This window comes from Streptomyces sp. YIM 98790, assembly GCF_011421595.1.
Taxonomy (GTDB): Bacteria; Actinomycetota; Actinomycetes; order Streptomycetales; family Streptomycetaceae; genus Streptomyces.
Map to the genome: position 1 here is coordinate 1 of NZ_WTLH01000143.1, position 16,043 is coordinate 16,043.

Annotated in this window: 12 protein-coding genes and 1 pseudogene; 5 read left to right on the forward strand and 8 right to left on the reverse strand. The window is 74.5% G+C overall.

Translation table 11 applies throughout. The annotated features are described in order from the left end of the window. Positions 1–200 (reverse strand): annotated as a pseudogene (locus GQS09_RS20735) (hypothetical protein); the annotation flags it as partial. Between the two features lie 665 nt (positions 201–865). Here GQS09_RS20735 and GQS09_RS20740 point away from each other — a divergent pair. Then, the gene (locus GQS09_RS20740; protein WP_165988518.1) at positions 866–2,236 is read left to right on the forward strand and encodes a hypothetical protein; all 1,371 of its coding nucleotides are present in this window, start codon (positions 866–868) and stop codon (positions 2,234–2,236) included. A gap of 62 nt (positions 2,237–2,298) precedes the next feature. Here the strand turns inward: GQS09_RS20740 and GQS09_RS20745 are convergent, their stop codons facing one another. Next, positions 2,299–3,006, reverse strand: coding sequence for a hypothetical protein (locus GQS09_RS20745; RefSeq protein WP_165988520.1), 708 nt, complete (start codon positions 3,004–3,006; stop codon positions 2,299–2,301). A gap of 534 nt (positions 3,007–3,540) precedes the next feature. Here GQS09_RS20745 and GQS09_RS20750 point away from each other — a divergent pair. Then, positions 3,541–5,049 carry a family 43 glycosylhydrolase gene (locus GQS09_RS20750; RefSeq protein WP_243761613.1) on the forward strand — a complete coding sequence of 503 codons (1,509 nt, stop codon included), beginning with the start codon at positions 3,541–3,543 and terminating at the stop codon, positions 5,047–5,049. 53 nt (positions 5,050–5,102) lie between these two features. Continuing rightward, the gene (locus tag GQS09_RS20755; protein WP_207958085.1) at positions 5,103–6,155 is read left to right on the forward strand and encodes an arabinan endo-1,5-alpha-L-arabinosidase; all 1,053 of its coding nucleotides are present in this window, start codon (positions 5,103–5,105) and stop codon (positions 6,153–6,155) included. Between the two features lie 144 nt (positions 6,156–6,299). On the opposite strand, the gene GQS09_RS20760 is transcribed toward GQS09_RS20755, so the two are convergent. Next, positions 6,300–6,722, reverse strand: coding sequence for an ATP-binding protein (locus GQS09_RS20760; protein WP_165988524.1), 423 nt, complete (start codon positions 6,720–6,722; stop codon positions 6,300–6,302). A gap of 159 nt (positions 6,723–6,881) precedes the next feature. Here GQS09_RS20760 and GQS09_RS20765 point away from each other — a divergent pair, with 159 nt between their 5' ends. Beyond that, positions 6,882–8,198 carry an ROK family transcriptional regulator gene (locus tag GQS09_RS20765; RefSeq protein WP_165988526.1) on the forward strand — a complete coding sequence of 439 codons (1,317 nt, stop codon included), beginning with the start codon at positions 6,882–6,884 and terminating at the stop codon, positions 8,196–8,198. Here GQS09_RS20765 and GQS09_RS20770 read toward each other — a convergent pair. Beyond that, positions 8,156–9,535 (reverse strand): alpha/beta hydrolase, encoded by a 1,380-nt coding sequence (locus GQS09_RS20770; RefSeq protein ID WP_165988528.1) that lies wholly within the window; start codon positions 9,533–9,535, stop codon positions 8,156–8,158. The genes GQS09_RS20765 and GQS09_RS20770 overlap by 43 nt on opposite strands. Before the next feature lie 145 nt (positions 9,536–9,680). Further along, entirely contained in the window at positions 9,681–10,298 is a 618-nt protein-coding gene (locus GQS09_RS20775; RefSeq protein ID WP_165988530.1) for a QsdR family transcriptional regulator, read from the reverse strand. 280 nt (positions 10,299–10,578) lie between these two features. Between GQS09_RS20775 and GQS09_RS20780 the strand changes: the two genes are divergently transcribed. Continuing rightward, positions 10,579–11,067, forward strand: a complete 489-nt coding sequence (locus GQS09_RS20780; RefSeq protein WP_165988532.1) for a hypothetical protein — start codon at positions 10,579–10,581, stop codon at positions 11,065–11,067. Between the two features lie 893 nt (positions 11,068–11,960). On the opposite strand, the gene GQS09_RS20785 is transcribed toward GQS09_RS20780, so the two are convergent. From GQS09_RS20785 to GQS09_RS20795, 3 genes are all read right to left on the reverse strand, one after another. Next, positions 11,961–14,924 (reverse strand): AAA family ATPase, encoded by a 2,964-nt coding sequence (locus tag GQS09_RS20785; RefSeq protein WP_165988534.1) that lies wholly within the window; start codon positions 14,922–14,924, stop codon positions 11,961–11,963. Positions 14,925–14,987: 63 nt separating this feature from the next. After that, the gene (locus GQS09_RS20790; protein ID WP_165988536.1) at positions 14,988–15,308 is read right to left on the reverse strand and encodes a hypothetical protein; all 321 of its coding nucleotides are present in this window, start codon (positions 15,306–15,308) and stop codon (positions 14,988–14,990) included. Between the two features lie 115 nt (positions 15,309–15,423). Continuing rightward, positions 15,424–16,043, reverse strand: a 620-nt coding sequence (locus tag GQS09_RS20795; RefSeq protein WP_279577776.1) for a lanthionine synthetase LanC family protein, incomplete at its 5' end; no start/stop codon positions are given.

Sequence of the window (16,043 nt, forward strand, 5' to 3'; positions counted from 1 at the left end):
TCCCGGTAGGAATCCGCCGACTCCCCCACGAACGCCGCCAGGGTGCCGTCCTCGCCGAGAGTGCGGACCTTCTGCAGCGCGTCGTAGACGTCATCGGCGAAGGTGGTGAACTTGTTGCCCAGCTGCTCGATCCGGGAGGGGTCCCCCGGTGTGGGATCGCCGTCCATGTCCAGCGGCGACCAGTCGGATGCCCGTCCCACGTCCCCAACCCCCCAGGTTCACCTGCTGATTGCATCTACCCTGAGGTCGCGATCCTAATGAGGAGGATGACGGGGAGCAATCGAGTGATGACGAAGTGGCCGTGTTCCGTCTGTTCCGTGACGTACCGGAGGCTTGCGTCATAGGTGCCGGTCCGCTGTCCGGAGACGGCCGGACCTCTTCCGGCCGTCCGTCACGTTGTGGCCGTCCACGTCGGGAGTGATGTACTCCTTGCCGTTGGAGCAGGCGTCCCGACCGCGGGAGCCGGACGGGCCCGCCGGGGCGGGAAGTGCAGCGTGGTGCAGACCGGCGGTGACCAGTACGGCGACGGAGCGGGGCGCGGCCGGTGACCGCCCTCGGCCGGAGCCGACCGCCGGCAACGGGCTGGCCAGGCAGGTCGCCGGAAACAGCACCGCATACCACGTCACGCAGGACCCGGGTCCGGGCCGTCGGCCTCACGGTCACCGACTGGGGCCCTCCGGGGCCCGCGCAGGGGTGAGGCATACCGGGGGCGTGGCATACTCTGTCCTCCGCCGCGCGGGCTCCGCTCCGCGCGTGCCCACTCGTCCCCGCGGCGGGCGCGCCGTGACGGTGCGTCGGGTGGGCCCAACGGCGATCTCGGGCGCAGGAGGCAGGAGGCGGGAGGCGGGCAGGTCTCGGAGGGGCGATGAGCGGATCACTGATGTACACCACCGTGACGCCGGGCGAGGAGGTCCTGCGGCAGCAGGCCGAGCGCCGGACCCTGCTGGAGATCGAGCGCCGCCGCCTGATGGCCGAGCGCTCGGCGGAGCGCAAGCGCCGTGATTCCGTCCGCAAGTCCGACCGGGTGCGCCGCACCGATGAGCAGGCAGCCGGGCGCCAAGGCCGCAACGGCCCGGCCGCGGCAGGCCGTTCCGCCGCGGAGGAGGTGCGGGCCGCCGAGCGGCGGATGGGCGAGATCGAGGCGGAGCTGCGCCCGCTGCGGGCCCGGCTCGGCCCGGACTGCCTGGCCGGCATCGACCAGGATCTGGCGCTGCTCCGCAAGCGGCTGCGCCGCGCCGAGGCGGGCGAGCGGATGACCGCTGACCTGGAGCGCGTCGGTGCCCGGGCGCGGCAGCTTGCCGAGGCCGCCGAGCACGGCCTCGGCCGCGGCGCCGAGCCGCAGGGCCGGCACGCCCGCCGGGCCGAGGGCGGGGAACCGCCCCCGGACCGGGCCGCCTCCGTGTACCTGGCCCTGGGCGACGCCGAGCAGCGGCTGGCCGATCTGGCCCCGCGTGCCGCGGAGTGCGCCCCCGACGGCCACCGCTCCTGCGCCGGTCTGCTCGACCAGCTCCGCGCCGCCCTCCAGGAGGGCCGGCCGACACGCACCCAGGCGCTGCTGGGCGCGGTGACCCAGCGTCTGACCTACCTGACCGGCATCGTCTTCGAGGCGGAGCAGGCCCGGGAGCAGGAGGCGGCCCGCCGGGCCGTCCAGGCCGAGCGGGCCGCGGCCGAGGAGGAGCGCCGCCGCCACGAGGCGCTGCGCGAGGCCGCCGACCGGCTCGGGACGGTGCAGCGCGGCGTGCGGGACGCGCTCAAGACGGCCGCCGAGTTCGAGGCCGAGGCGCTGGCCGACGAACTCCGGCTGGCGCTGCGCCGGGCCGACGACGCCCTGGACGCCCGGCGGGTGGAGGAGGGGCTGGCCGCCGTCGCCGAGCTGGAGAAGCTGCTGCCGCGCACCGAGGCCCGTCTCGACGAGCTGGCGCTCGCCCGCGACCTGCGCAACGGTCTGGCCAAGGCGCTGCGCTCGGCCATGGCGGACGAGGGCTTCCAGTACCTCGGCGGGCAGCAGAGCGGCCGGGGCGCGCTGCACGCCTTCCAGCAGCCCGGCGGCCAGCTCTACTCGGTGACCATCGGGAGCCGGCCGGACGGCACCGCCTATCTGGCGTACACGGTCGAGGGACTGCCGGTCTTCGGCGCCCCGCCGGAGGACGCGCCGGATGCGGTGCTGCACCGCATCCACAAGTCGCTGGACCGGAGCGGCTACACCCCCGGCGAGCTGCGCCGCGAGACCGCCTGACGGCACCTCCGCACCCCCCGCCGGAAGCCGCAGCCGGCGGTCGCGCCGGCGGCGCGGGTGGGTCAGCCGAGCTGCCAGCGGATTTCGTTCTCCTGCCCGGTGAACAGGCTGACCTCGGCCGGCTCGGCGTCCGCGGGCAGCAGGTAGGTCATGCAGACCACCTCCTCCACGCCCAGCGCGTAGTCGCGTCCGGCGTCGCCGGGCGGGCAGCCGCCCGGCAGTTCGGCGTCGCCGAGGTCGGCGCCCATCGCCTGCTCGCCGTCGGCGCTCCACACCGCCGAGCCGGTCTGCTTGAGCAGCTCCGCCCCGGTCAGCTCCTCGCCGCCGACGTGCACGAACGACATGAACAGGTGCACCGGGCGCAGTCCGGCGAACGCCTCGCCGAAGCCGTCCCCGGTCAGGTCCTCGGGTGATCCGGTGTAGATGTGGTGGACCAGCGCCCAGAACTCGGCGCCGGCGTGCGGGAAGGGGCCTCCCCAGTCGCCCTCGCCGAGCCCCTCCAGGGCGGGTTCGCGGTCCTCGAACTGTTTGTGGGCCAGCGCCGGCGGCTCGAACTCCTCCTCGCCGTCCTTGCCCTGGTCCTGGCCCTGGCCCTGGTCCTTCTGGCCGTTCTGGCCGTCCTGCTGCTCCTGCTTCTCCCGGCCGCCGGAATCGGCCGTGTCCCCGGAGCCCTGGGAATCCCCGGACCCGCAGCCCGTGAGCGTCAGCGCCGCCGACAGCAGCACCGCCGGCACCACCGCCCGCAGCCGGGCGCACCTGCGTCGCGCCACCACACCCTCCAGAGTTCGACCCTGACGGTGATCAACCGTCACTCCGCGTTACTCGCATGGTGAGATTAGCCAGGAAATCTGTGGGGCGGATGAGGGTTCGATGCGCACGGGCGGCAGATGTGGCGGCTGTTGCGTGAACCCCCGGGCCCTCCGGTCCGGGCGGGCGTAGCGGCGGCCCGGCTGACGCCGCCGCTGGCCCTTGCTCCCCTTCGGAAGAGTGGCAGACGGGAGCCCTCCCTCAGGGGGGCGACGATGGAGGACTCCCGTCTCACCCGTCAGTTGCCGCGGGGTGCCGGAAGGTTGCCGCGGTGCGCGGATTTTTTCCCGGCAGGTCCGGAGATGACTGCCGACGGAGCTTCTTGACCAGTACATGACTTGCCGATACGTTGCCCTCAAGCGGAATGAGAGCGCTAACAAGTCAGGAATGCAGCTCTCTGTCGCCTTTCTTGTGAAGTGTCTGAGAAAGGTGGTTCGCCCGAATCTCCAGTCATTCGCCCGGGCGGGCGTGGACGGCCCGCCCGTACAGGAGCCGCCATGTATCCGCACATCCCGCGCACCCTCCGCAGCACGCGGGGGCCGATGGCCGCCTTGCTGGCCGCCGTGCTCACCGCGGTGCTGCTCGTCGCCCTCCCCGCGCCGACGGCCGGGGCCGCGACCATCGACACCAGTGCCTCCTATGTGCTGGTCAACCGGCACAGCGGCAAGGCCCTCGACGTCTACAACCTGGCCACCGGCGACGGCGCCGACATCGTGCAGTGGGCACGCAACGACGGAGCCTGGCAGCAGTGGCAGTTCGTGGACTCCGGCGGCGGCTGGTACCGCCTGAAATCCCGGCACAGCGGCAAGGTGCTGGACATCCGCGACTTCTCCACCGCCGACGGCGCCGACGTCATCCAGTGGACCGACAACAACACCCAGAACCAGCAGTTCCGCATCGAGGACACCGACGGCGGGCACATCCAGCTGATCAACCGCAACAGCGGCAAGGCGCTGGAGGTCTGGGAGTGGTCCACCGCGGACGGCGCCCGGGTGACCCAGTACACCGACCACAACGGCGCCAACCAGCAGTGGCAGCTCGTCCGGCTGGGCGGCGGCAGCACCCCCGGGACCTTCACCAACCCGATCAAGGCCGGCGGGCCCGACCCGTGGCTGCAGTACCACGACGGCTACTACTACCTGGCCACCACCACCTGGAACTCCACCATCACCATGCGCCGCTCCCGGACCCTGGACGGCCTGCGCAGCGCGCCCGACACCGTGGTGTTCAACCTGGCCGGCCGGCCGAACGGCTGCTGCAACATGTGGGCACCGGAGTTCCACCTGATCGACGGCCCCAACGGCCCGCGCTGGTACCTGTACTACGTGGCCGGGCAGAACGTCCAGGACTTCAACCCCACCCAGCGGCTGCACGTGCTGGAGAGCGCCGGCACCGACCCCATGGGCCCGTACACCTTCAAGGCCGACCTGGGGAACACCTGGGAGCTGGACCCCAGCATCCTGCGCGTGAACGGCCGGCTCTACCTGCTGGGCAGCTACATGGACGGCAGCCAGTCCCTGGCCATCACCCCGCTGAGCAACCCGTGGACGCCCAGCGGGCCGCGCCGCACCATCAGCTCCCCGACCTACGCCTGGGAGCGCCAGACCCATCCGGTGAACGAGGGCGCCGAACCGCTCTACCACAACGGCCGGACCATGATCGTCTACTCGGCCAGTGCCTGCTGGGGGCCGGACTACAAGCTCGGCCTGCTCACCCTCACCGGCACCGACCCGCTCAACGCGTCCCACTGGACCAAGCACCCGCAGCCGGTCTTCCAGCGCAGTGACGCCAACGGCGTCTACGCCCCCGGCCACAACGGCTTCTTCAAGTCGCCGGACGGCACCGAGGACTGGATCGTCTACCACGCCAACGACTCGGCGAGCGGCGGGTGCGACATGAACCGGTCCACCCGGGCCCAGAAGTTCACCTGGAACGCCGACGGCACCCCCAACTTCGGCACCCCGGTCCGCACCGGCGTCGCGCTCACCGCCCCCTCCGGGGAATGACCGGCCGGCCCCCGCCCCGGATCAGACCAGACAGCAGCGAGGAGACCCCCACCATGTCCCACGACTCTTCCCTCCCACCGTCCGACCCGTCGTCCCAGCCGCACGGGAACCACCGCAGTGCACCGCCCACCCGGCGGCGGCTGCTCGGCACCGCACTGGCCACCGGCACCCTGGCCGCGGCCGGGCTGGTCACCACCGGCGCGCTGAGCCGTGCCGCCGCCGCGCCCTACCCCGGCCCCGGCCACGTCACCGGGGCCACCGGCCTGCACGACCCGTCTTTCGTGCGGCGGCCCGAGGGCGGCTACCTGGTCGCCCACACCGCGCACGGCATCGGCCTGAAGACCTCGCCGGACCGCGTCGACTTCCGCAACGCCGGCGCGGCCTTCCCCGGCGGCGCGTCCTGGACCACCCCCTACACGGGCGGTGACCGCAATCTGTGGGCGCCGCACCTCTCCCACCACAACGGCCAGTACTACATGTACTACTCGGCCTCCAGCTTCGGCTCCAACCGCTCGGCGATCTTCCTTGCCACCAGCACCAGCGGGGCCTCCGGAAGCTGGCAGCACCGGGGCCTGGTGATCGAGTCCGGCTCCTCGGACAACCACAACGCCATCGACCCGCACCTCGCCGTGGACGAGCAGGGCCGCTGGTGGATGGCGTTCGGTTCGTTCTGGTCGGGCATCAAGATGATCCGGATCGACCCGAACACCGGGCTGCGTTCCGGCTCCTCGCTGTACTCGCTGGCCGGGCGCGGCGGCGGGGCCATCGAGGCCCCGACCCTCTTCCGGCGCGGCGGCTACTGGTACCTCTTCGTCTCCTTCGACCTGTGCTGCCGGGGTGCCTCCAGCACCTACCGGATCATGGTCGGCCGGTCCACGGACATCACCGGCCCGTACCACGACCGCAACGGGGTTCCCATGAACTCCGGCGGCGGCACCGAGGTGCTGGCCGGGCACGGCTCCATCCACGGCCCCGGCCACCAGGACGTCTTCGCCGACAGCGACCACGACATCCTGGCCTACCACTACTACAACGACCGCGGCACGGCCCTCCTGGGCCTCAACTGGCTCGGCTGGGACTCGGCCGGCTGGCCGTACGTGCACTGAGGCGCCGGGCACCGGGCACCGGGCCGGGCGCTGCGGCCGGGACCGCCCGCGCCGCCGGTGCTCCCGCCCCGCCCGGCCCGCTGTGCCGGTCCGCTCCCGCGCTCCGCGGGGGAGCGGACCGGCACCCCGCCCGGGCCCCGGACCTCAGACGGGGGGCGGGGTGAGCTCGAACCAGACGGTCTTGCCGGCGGGCCCGTCCCGGTCCACTCCCCAGGCGTCGGCCAGGGTGTCCACCAGGTGCAGGCCGCGCCCGCCCTCGCTGTCCTGGTCGCAGCCGGCCAGGCGCGGCAGGTCCGGGAGGCGGTCGCCGACCGCGCAGCGCAGCCGCCCGGAGTCTTCCTCCAGCAGCAGCTCCACGGGGCCCGCGCCGTACCGCACCGCATTGGTGACCAGCTCGCTGACCAGCAGCTCCGCCAGGTCCATGTGACATTCCAGGCCCCACCGGCACAGCTTCTCGCGGGTCAGCCGCCGGGCCAGGCCGGCCGCCACGGGATCGGTGGGCAGCGTGCACCCGTGCCGCCGGACCGTTCCGGCCCGATGGGCGGTGAGGGTGAGTTCGTGGTGCATGGCGCTCTCGGTCCTGAGGCCGTTCCGCGGTGCGGCTCGCCGCGCCCGGATGCCTCACTGGGGGTCATTCCCTCCCCATCGGGAAGAATGTCTCTTTTGAACTTAAGGTCGGGTAGGCTCGACGTCAATAGTTCGCCAGCGAACTTATGAGGGATTTGTGTGACAGGCGGTTCTTCTGCTGCTTCCGGTGGTCCCTCCGGCGGTGTCCGCCCGGACACCCGCCGGCGGATCATCGGCCTGCTGCGTGCCCGCGGACCGATGAGCCGTGCCGAGCTGGCCACCGGGCTCGGCGTGGCCAAATCGACCGTGTCCACCCTGGTCGGCCGCCTGGTCGAGGAGGGCGTGCTGATAGACCAGGGCCCCGCCCGCGCCGGCCGGACCGGGCGGGGCGGCGGGCGGACCGGCCGGCGGCACCCCTCCGCCCGGGGACGGCCGCGCTCCACGGTCACCCTCAACCCCGCCATGGGCACCGCCATCGGCCTGGACTTCGGCTTCCGCCACCTGCGCGCGGTGATCGCCGACGTCTCGCACACCGTGCTCGCCCAGGACGTGGTCGACCTCGGCGTGGACTACAACGCCGACGAGGGTCTGGACGCCGCCGCCGGCACCACCGCGCGGCTGCTGGAGACCGCGGGCCGCCCGGCGGCGGGCCTGCTCGGCGTGGGCGCGGCCGTGATCGGGCCCATGGACCTCACCCGCGGCATCGTCACCCGCTCCTCCATGGTGCCGCGCTGGGACGGCGTGGCCGTCGCCGAGGAACTCGGCCGACGCCTGACCCGGCTGCCCCACCCGGTGCCGGTGACCGTGGACAACGACGCCACCTGCGCCGCCTACGGCGAGCTGCTCTGGGGAGCCGCCCAGGGCGCCCGCGAACTGCTCTACCTCAAACTGCACAGCGGCATCGGCGGCGCGGTCATCAGCGGCGGGGCGCTGCGTCGCGGCGCCCGCGGCGCGGCCGGGGAGTTCGGCCACGTCTCCCTGGACCCGGACGGCCCGCTGTGCCGCTGCGGCAGCCGCGGCTGCCTGGAGACCTACGCCGGTATCCCGGCGCTGCTCGCCTCCCTGGCCCCGATGGGCCCGGACCTGACCATCGCCGCCGTGATCGACCGCATCCGGTCCGGCGACCCGGCCTGGGCCCGCGCGGTCTCCGGTCCCGGCCGCCGCATCGGGCAGGCCGTCGGCATGCTGTGCAACGCCTTCAACCCGGACCGGATCGTGATCGGCGGCCGGCTGGCCGACGCCGGGCAGCCGCTGCTGGACGAGATCGCCTCCGGGCTGCGCGGCTTCTCCCTGCCGCTCAACGCCGAGGTGGGGCTGAGCCTGGGAGCGCTGGGCGCGCAGGCCTCGGTGCTCGGCGCCGTCGGCCTGGTCCTGGCCCACGACCCGGCGGTGCCGGAGTCCACCACGGCGGACCCGGCCGGGGCCGGGCCGGGTCAGCGCCCGCCGGAGCCCCTGCCGAAGACGGTGTCCGGATAGTCCTTGAACTGGACCGACACCGTGTGCCGGTCCGAGGGCCAGTTCGGCACGGCCAGCGTCCGGGTCTCGCCCGTGCCGCGCAGGGTCTGGGCGACGGTGAGGGTGCCGTCCGCCTCCGGGGCCGCCGGCAGGTACAGATCGGCGGCGGTCAGGAACGGCACCCGGTCGAACGGCGGCAGCGCCGCGCCCAGCTCCGTCACCCCGTCGCAGCCGCGGTCGAAGACGAAGACGCCCAGGATCTGGCGCAGCGGCGGGGCGACCCCGGGGCTGAGCACCTCGGTGCCGTCGATCCGCAGCGAGTCGTCCGTGCCGGCCGCGCTGCCCGACCACCACTCCCGCTGCCGGGAGACGGTGAGCGAGGTGTGCCCGGGGCAGGCGTCCACGAAGTCCGCCACCCCGCCCGGCGGCGACACCAGCAGCCGCAGGAAGCGGTCACTGCGTTCGAACGGCTCGGTGTAGAAGTGACTGGTGCGCTCGCCCTCGCGCACGAACGCCAGCTCGTAGCGGAGCAGCCCGTGGACCGGCAGCGGGCCGAAGGAGCCGTCCGCGCCCACCCGCACCGCATGCCGCGGCCGGTGCCCCTGGCGGGCCCCGGTGGCCGGGTCCACGCGCCACACCTCCAGCCGGCCGGCCAGCCCGGTGTTCTGCGGGAACGACACCACCTTCCCCTCGATCCGCACCAGGCCGGGCGGCTGCGGCAGCACCCGGGTGGTCAGCGGCTCCCGGCCGCGCAGGAAGCGGTGGATGTGGGCGAAGCCCTCGGCCGAGGTGGCCGTCTCGGTGTGGCCCTTGTCCGGCTGGTGGATGTTGACCGCGCCGCCGATGGAGCCGTTCGGCTGGAGGCTGCCCCAGAGCGCCAGGGTGGGCACCCCGCCGGGCGGGGCGTCGGCGGAGCGGCCGTCCAGATTCACGTACCGGCGCACCTCGGCGGCCCGCGCGGGGTCGGCGAGATAGGCGTGCATCACCCGGGTGCCCCGGGAGTGGGCCACCACGTCCACCTGCGCTGCCCCGGTGCGGGCCAGGACCGCGTCGATGAAGGTCTCCAGCCCTTCGATGGCATGGGTGTCGGTCGGGACGGTGGTGTCGTACTCGTAGGCGTGCAGCAGGGAATCCGGGTAGCCGTTGGAGGAGAAGCGCTTCGCCTGCGACTGCCACTGCTGCGCCGAGCCCTGCTGGCCGTGCACGAAGACCACCGGGGCGATCCGTCCCGGGTCCGGGTGTGCGCCGTGCGCGGCCGAGGACCGCGCCGGCACGGTCAGCGCGGCGAACAGCAGCGCGGCGAGGACGGCGGCGCACAGGGGCCGCCCGGCTGCGCGGTACGTCATCGGTCCGGTCATGGGCACTCCCCATCGGGCGATCGGGCGATCGGGCCATCGGGCCGCCCTCCCGCGGGCGGCCGGCGGGAACCGCGGAACGGCCCGTGAATCTACGGCCGCGCCCGCTCCGCGGCCAGGCCCGTGCCACGAACCTGAGACCGCCGTCTCAGCCCGCGTGCAGCAGCAGTGCCCGGGCCGCCCGCTCGGTCAGCGCGAACTCCATCCGGCGGCCCACCAGCAGCTCGGCATACAGCCCCGACTCCACCACCCGGATGTAGAGGTAGGCCAGCGGGCCCAGATCGGCCGGGGCCGCCCCCGCCCAGGGCGGTGCCGCCTCCCGCGCCGGGCCGTGCCCGCCGGCGGCGGCCCCGGCGGCGGCTCCGGCCAGGATGTCCTGCTGCGCCCGTACCGCCCGCCGGTGCACCCGGCCGGCCGTCAGCAGCCGCAGCGCGGTGGCAGGTTCGGCCCGCAGGAAGGAACGGAACGGCTCGGCCCCCTCCAGCTCCCTTGCGAAGCGCCGGGTGATCTCCAGGACGCCCTCCACCCCGGGCGCCGTGCGCCGCCGGCGGGCGTGGGCCAGCGTGGCCTCGCCGAGCCGCCACAGCGCCTCGGCGAGCAGGGCGTCCCGGCTGCCCGCGATCCGGTAGAGAGTGGCCCGGCTGATGGCCAGTTCCGGCGCCAGTGCCGCCATGTCGACCGTGCCGTGCCGCAGGAAGAAGCCGGCCGCCCCGCGCACCACCGCCTCCCGGCTGACCACCCGCCGGGGTTCCGCCGCCCTGCCCATCCCGACCTCCCTGCCCGCTGTGCCGCACGTCCGCCGCGCCCCGTCGGGCCGTCCCGGACCGGGGTGCCCCGGCGCGGTCCGTACCGCCCTGCCTCCAGGGGGAGTTGTGCCCGCGATGATGATCCCGTCCGCACCATCGGCACCGGCCCGCACGGCCGTTACCATCAGTGCGACACCGGACGGCATCCCGGCGATTCCCTGCGCCGGGTCCGCGCGGCGGGCCGGCGCGGCCGGCGGGCCGACGACGAGCACCACAGCGACGACACGGGACAGACGACGCATGCCGAGCGACGAGCTTCGCCTGAGGCTCCAGGAAGCCAGGGAGCGGAAGGAATCCGAAGCCCTGCCGGTCCGGCTCTCCGCGGTGCACTGCCAGGGTTACCGGCAGGCGGAGGAGATACCGGACTGGATACCGGACCGCATCCGCAGCTTTGTGAAGGCCGGTCCGGACGGGGACACCCGGATTCCCGCGGGGACCCCGGACGAGCAGGTGGACCGGTGGATCGAGGAGTTCGCCCGGGACCACGGGCTGGGCGGGCACGTCCTGCTCAAGACCGGGATGCGGTCCTTCCCGTGGCTGGAGTGCCGGCTCCCGGACGACGGCTGGGCCGCCGTGCTGCGCTCCGCGCTCGGCGGCGACCTCTTCCTCGCCTCGGCGGACCGTACGGTGCTGGTCGTGGTCTTCGAGGAGGAACACGAGTACCTGGCCTTCGCCGCCCGCGCTCCCGCACCCGGCGCCGGCAGCGGACCCGGTCCGGACCAGGGCTGACACCCGTCTCGCGCCGTGCCGTCCCGGGCCCGCCGGTCACGGCCGGGCCCGCCCGTCACGGTCGGACGGGAGCCCTCCCCAGTGGGGGCGGAGAGTCTGGAGGGCTCCCGTCTCATCCCTCTGTTGCCGCCAACCGCGGAAAGGTTGCCGCGGCCGGCACCCGGACCGGGCACCCCGCTCCCGGGATTCCTTCGGACAGCGACACCGGCCCCGCCGCGGCGGCCCCGAGCACCACCGCGTCCGCACCGACATCCGCACCGACATCCGCACCGACATCCGTACCGACCGCGCCCGCCATGGCTGAGCCCTCGATCCCGNTACCGACCGCGCCCGCCATGGCTGAGCCCTCGATCCCGCCCAGCTGTCACACCGGCATTCCGCGGGTTCCGCAGCCGGGCGACGGGGGCGAGCCGGACTTCGTCGACGGCGAGCGCCGCGGGAGCGGGGGCCGGACGGGGTGTGCGGGGTGTGCGGCCCCGGGCCGGCGCCCGGGCGTTCCGGCGGTCGTCGTCCACGGCCGCCGGAACGCCAGCCTCCCCGGCTCCCGGAACCCCTCCGGGCGCGACCGGTCCATCCCCACGGACCGGACGAGTGCGAGCGGGAGCCCTCCTCCTGGGGGGCGACGATGGAGGGCTCCCGTTCCACCCGTGAGTCGCCGCCGTGCTCGAAAAGGTTGCTGCCCGGCGAAGAAATCTTCTCCGTCCGTGAGTGGTGACGGTGCGTGGCGCGGGGGAGGGGCCGCCGTTGCTCCCCGGCGGAGCGCGGAGCGCCGAAGGACGGCAGGGGCGCACGCCCACGACGTGCGGCGGCGGGGCGGGACGGGGGAAGACGGACAGCGGTCCCGTCCGGGAAAGTCCGGGCGGGAGCCGCGCCGGTCCCGGTGCCGGGGGAGGTCAGCGCGGATCGGGGGGATCGGGCGCGGGGGTGAGGGCGGCGGAGAGGTCGCACACGGCTTCGCGGCTGTCCTGGCTGGTCTTGCTGATCAGGTTCGCCACGTGCTTCTCCACGGTGCGCGGCGAGATGTGCAGGCGGCGGGCGATGTCCTTGTTGCCGAGGCGCTCGCGCAGCAGCTGGAACACCTCCCACTCGCGTACCGTCACCCCCTGCGCCCGCAACTGGAGCGGGATGCGGTCGGTGCCCGTGCGGTGCTGGTGCACCGGGGCACCGACCTGCCGCAGCAGGGCCCGGCAGGCGCCCGCCGCGGTGACGATCGCCGACTCCTGGAAGAAGTGCTCGGCGCGCCGCAGCCAGCCCACCGGATCGCCCCAGCCCGCGGACATGGCCTCCTCGGCCAGCAGCCGCAGCCCCAGGTGGCGGGCGGTGGGATACGGTTCGGCGGCCTCCTGGGCACGGCGGACGGCGGCCAGCGCCCGGTCCGGCCGGCCCTCGCGGCCCAGCAGCACGGCGTCGGCGAGCAGCGTGAACTGCCGGTTCCAGCGCATCCGGCCGGCCGCGGTGTCCGCCAGCCGCCGGAACTCCTCCCGGCCTGCGGTGCCGGCCAGTACGTGCAGCAGCAGCCCGAGGCCGTGCCGCCCGCCGAGGTGGAAGACGGACGGGTTGGCCTCCTCCATGGCGATCAGGGCGGCGAGCTCGCGCCGGGCACCGGGCCGGTCCTCCTCCAGCAGCGCGCAGAAGACCCGGGCCAGCCCGATGGCCAGGGCCTCCTCCTGCGCGCCCTTGACGTTCCAGTGCTCGAACTCGCCCAGCTCCCGCTCCATGGCCGCCCGGTCCGCGCGGTGGGCGGCGGCGGTGGCACGCGCCATCAGCACGTAGCGGACGATCGGCGCCAGCCGCATCCGGGCGGTGGTGGACAGGCATTCCTCACTGTCGCGCAGCGCCTCGGCGAAGCGGCCCCGCAGCACCGCGTGCAGCAGCAGGATGGCGTCCACGGTGTACATCACGGTGACCGCGCCGAGACGTTTCGCCTCGGCGCGGGCCGAGGCCAGACCCTGGGGATCGCCCTCCGCCAGCCAGCGGTCGCCGCCGATGCGCACCAGCGCGTACATCCGCTGGATCGGCAGGTCGTGCTTCTCGGCCAGCCGCAGCGCCTGCCGGGAGCAGGAGGTCGCCTCGGCCAGATCGCGGCGGCGGGCCAGGACCCCCAGCATCTGCCATGCCTCGCAGGCCACCTGCGGCAGCCGGTGGCGCTCGGCCGCCTCCACCGCCCGCCGCGCAAGCGCCTCGGCGTGCCGGGTGCGGTCCGGGCCCGGGGTGTCGAGCGCCAGATAGGCGGCGACCACGTCGATGGGCGCGGTGTGCCGCTCGTCCGGGTCCGGCCCCAGCAGCGAACGCGCCTGCTCGATCTGGTCGTTGCCCTCCGCCCACCGCCCGGCGATATGGGCCGCCTTGGCGAGCTTGGTGTGCAGCGCGGCCACCCGGGGGGCGCTCAGGCCGGCCCGCACCAGCTCCCGGGCGCTGCCCGCCAGGCTGTAGGCGCGGGTGAAGTCCCCGGCCTCGGCCAGCGCCGGGATGAGCCCCTCCAGCGCCTCCGCCCGGGCCGCCGGGTCGGCCGGGCCGGTGCCGTCGGCCAGCAGGTTCTGGGCCCGCCCCAGCAGCGAGATGGCGGAGCCGACCGCGCCGTCGGCCAGTGCCCGCCGGCCGGCCGTGGTGAACAGCCGGCCGGCCCGTGAGGAGTTCCCGGCGGCGGCGTGCAGGCCGGCGGCCAGCGGGCACCACTCGCCGGGCAGCTCCGGGTGGATCGCCTCGATCGCCTCGGCGGCCTGCTGCGAGAGCTCGGCCCGGCTGATGGGGGTGAGCTGGGCGAGCATCGCCTCGACCGTGAGCGGGTGCCGGAAGGCGTACCAGTCCGGTGCGGGTTCGTCGGCGACCACGAGCTGGGCGGCCACCCCGGCGTGCAGGTGGCTGAGCAGGCTGCGGTCGTCCAGGCCGGTGATGCGCTGGAGCACCGAGAGGGAGAAGCGGCGGCCCAGCACGGCCGCGGCCGAGAGCAGCATGGTGGCCTGCGGGCCCAGCCGGTCGATGCGGTGCACGGTGCCCCACATCAGCGCGCTGGCCACCTCGCTGCGCAGATCGCCCACCGCGCGCCAGCCGTCCTCGGAGCGCACCAGCGCGCCGCTGCTGAGCATGGACTGGAGCAGCTCCTCGACCAGGAAGGGGTTGCCCACGCTGTCGCTCCACAGCCGGTCCAGGGCCTCGCCCGGCACCTGGTCGGGCGGAACGTCCAGGCAGGAACCGGCCATCCGGGCCACATCGGTCCGCCGGAGCAGCGGCAGCCGCAGCAGGGTGCCGGCCCGGCGGCGGGCCGCGGCACGGGCCAGCTCCATCGCCGGGCACGCCTCCACCCGGACCGTGGCCAGGACCAGCACCGGCAGATGGGCCAGATTGTCGGTGAGGTACTCGATGACGGCGAGGGTCTCCGTGTCGGCGTCGTGCAGGTCCTCCATCACCAGCAGCGTGCCGCGGTTCCGGCCCAGGGCCGCCAGCAGCCGCAGCAGCGCCTCGCCCAGCACCACCATGGAGGTGTTGTCGTTGGTGCCGTCACCGGTCGCTTCGCCCAGGTCGGGCACCAGACGTCCGAGGACCGGCTGGTAAGGGGCCAGGTGCGGATCGTCCAGCGCCTCCAGGGGCTCGGCACCGCGGAACAGCGGCAGCAGCGCCTCGGCCAGGGGCCGCAGCGGCACCACCGGGCCGATGGTGCTGCTGCGGCCCCGGAGCACGCACATGCCCTGATCGAAGGCCACGCCGGCGGTCTCGGCCGCCAGCCGGGACTTGCCGATCCCGCCCTCGCCGGCCAGGAAGACGGCGTGTCCTCGGCTGCGTGCAGTGCCGTTCAGCATGTCGCTGAGGAAGGTGACTTCTTGTTCCCTGCCGACAATCTCCGCTGCACGTACAGCCATGTGAGGGATCGTAGCGGCAGAACGCGCAGAGATGGAGAGCGCGAATCAGTGGTGACCGAGGCGTCAGACGATGGAAACCGTGGTGTCGATTCCCCCAAAGGTCGCGATAACCCCGCTGCCGACCGTGAGCCCGGCGAGCACCCGGACCCCGGCGCAGACACGGTTTCTGCCGAAGAGGGCCATCTTCCCCGCGGGTTCCTCCCCGGGCTCCCCGCGGTCTTCGGCGAGGTCTTCGGCGAGGTCTTCGGACACCGCCGCGGGTTCTGCGGCCTCGGCGGCGGCCTCGGCGGTGGCCTCGGCGGTGGCCTCGGGGGTGGCGGCGGTGGTCTCCGCGGGGGCGGCGGGGACGGCCGGGTCGGTGGACGGCAGGGCGGACGGTTCCATCGGGGCTCCTTGACCGGTCATGAGGGTGCCTCTCCTGGGACAGGGGGAAGGGCAGAGCGGGCAGAGGACAGGACGGGCAGGACGGGCAGGACGGGCGGGACGGGCGGGCGGGGACTCAGGTCTCCGTCGGGTCCGGGGCGGGACGGGCAGCCGGAGCCGCAGGGGCACCGGCGGCCGGGGGCGGGACGGACGGATCGAGCAGCAGAACGGACGGCACGGTGGCCGGGAAGGCCGTCCGGAGCAGGGCGTAGCCGATGCCGGACAGGCCGCTGAGCAGCCCCGGGGACGGCAGCCGGCCGGGGGTGCCGCAGCCGTGCCCGTGCTGCTGGAGGGAACCGAGCAGCAGACCGGTGCGCCGGGCGAGCCCGGGACCGTCCGTGCCCAGAGCGGTGAGCGCCTCCAGGACGCCGAACTCGCCGTGGCACAGGCTCAGATCGGCCTGCGGCGAGGTGCCGGCCAGCAGGCGGGCGCAGCGGGCCGCGTCGTCCGCGGCGAGCAGCGGACCGTCCCCCCGGTCCCCCGGGTCCGGCGGGTGCGGGGCGGAGGCGGCGGCCAGGGCGATCCCGGCCAGGCCGGAGCACCAGGCCGCCGGGTGCTCCCCGGCCGTGCCCGCCGCCACGGCATCGCGCAGCAGCGTGGTCGCCAGCGGCGCGGGCCGGCCGGTGCGTCCCGCGTGCCGGGCCAGCGCCCAGCCGATGCCGGCGTCGCCGTGCGCGAAGCCCAGCGGGTGGGGCG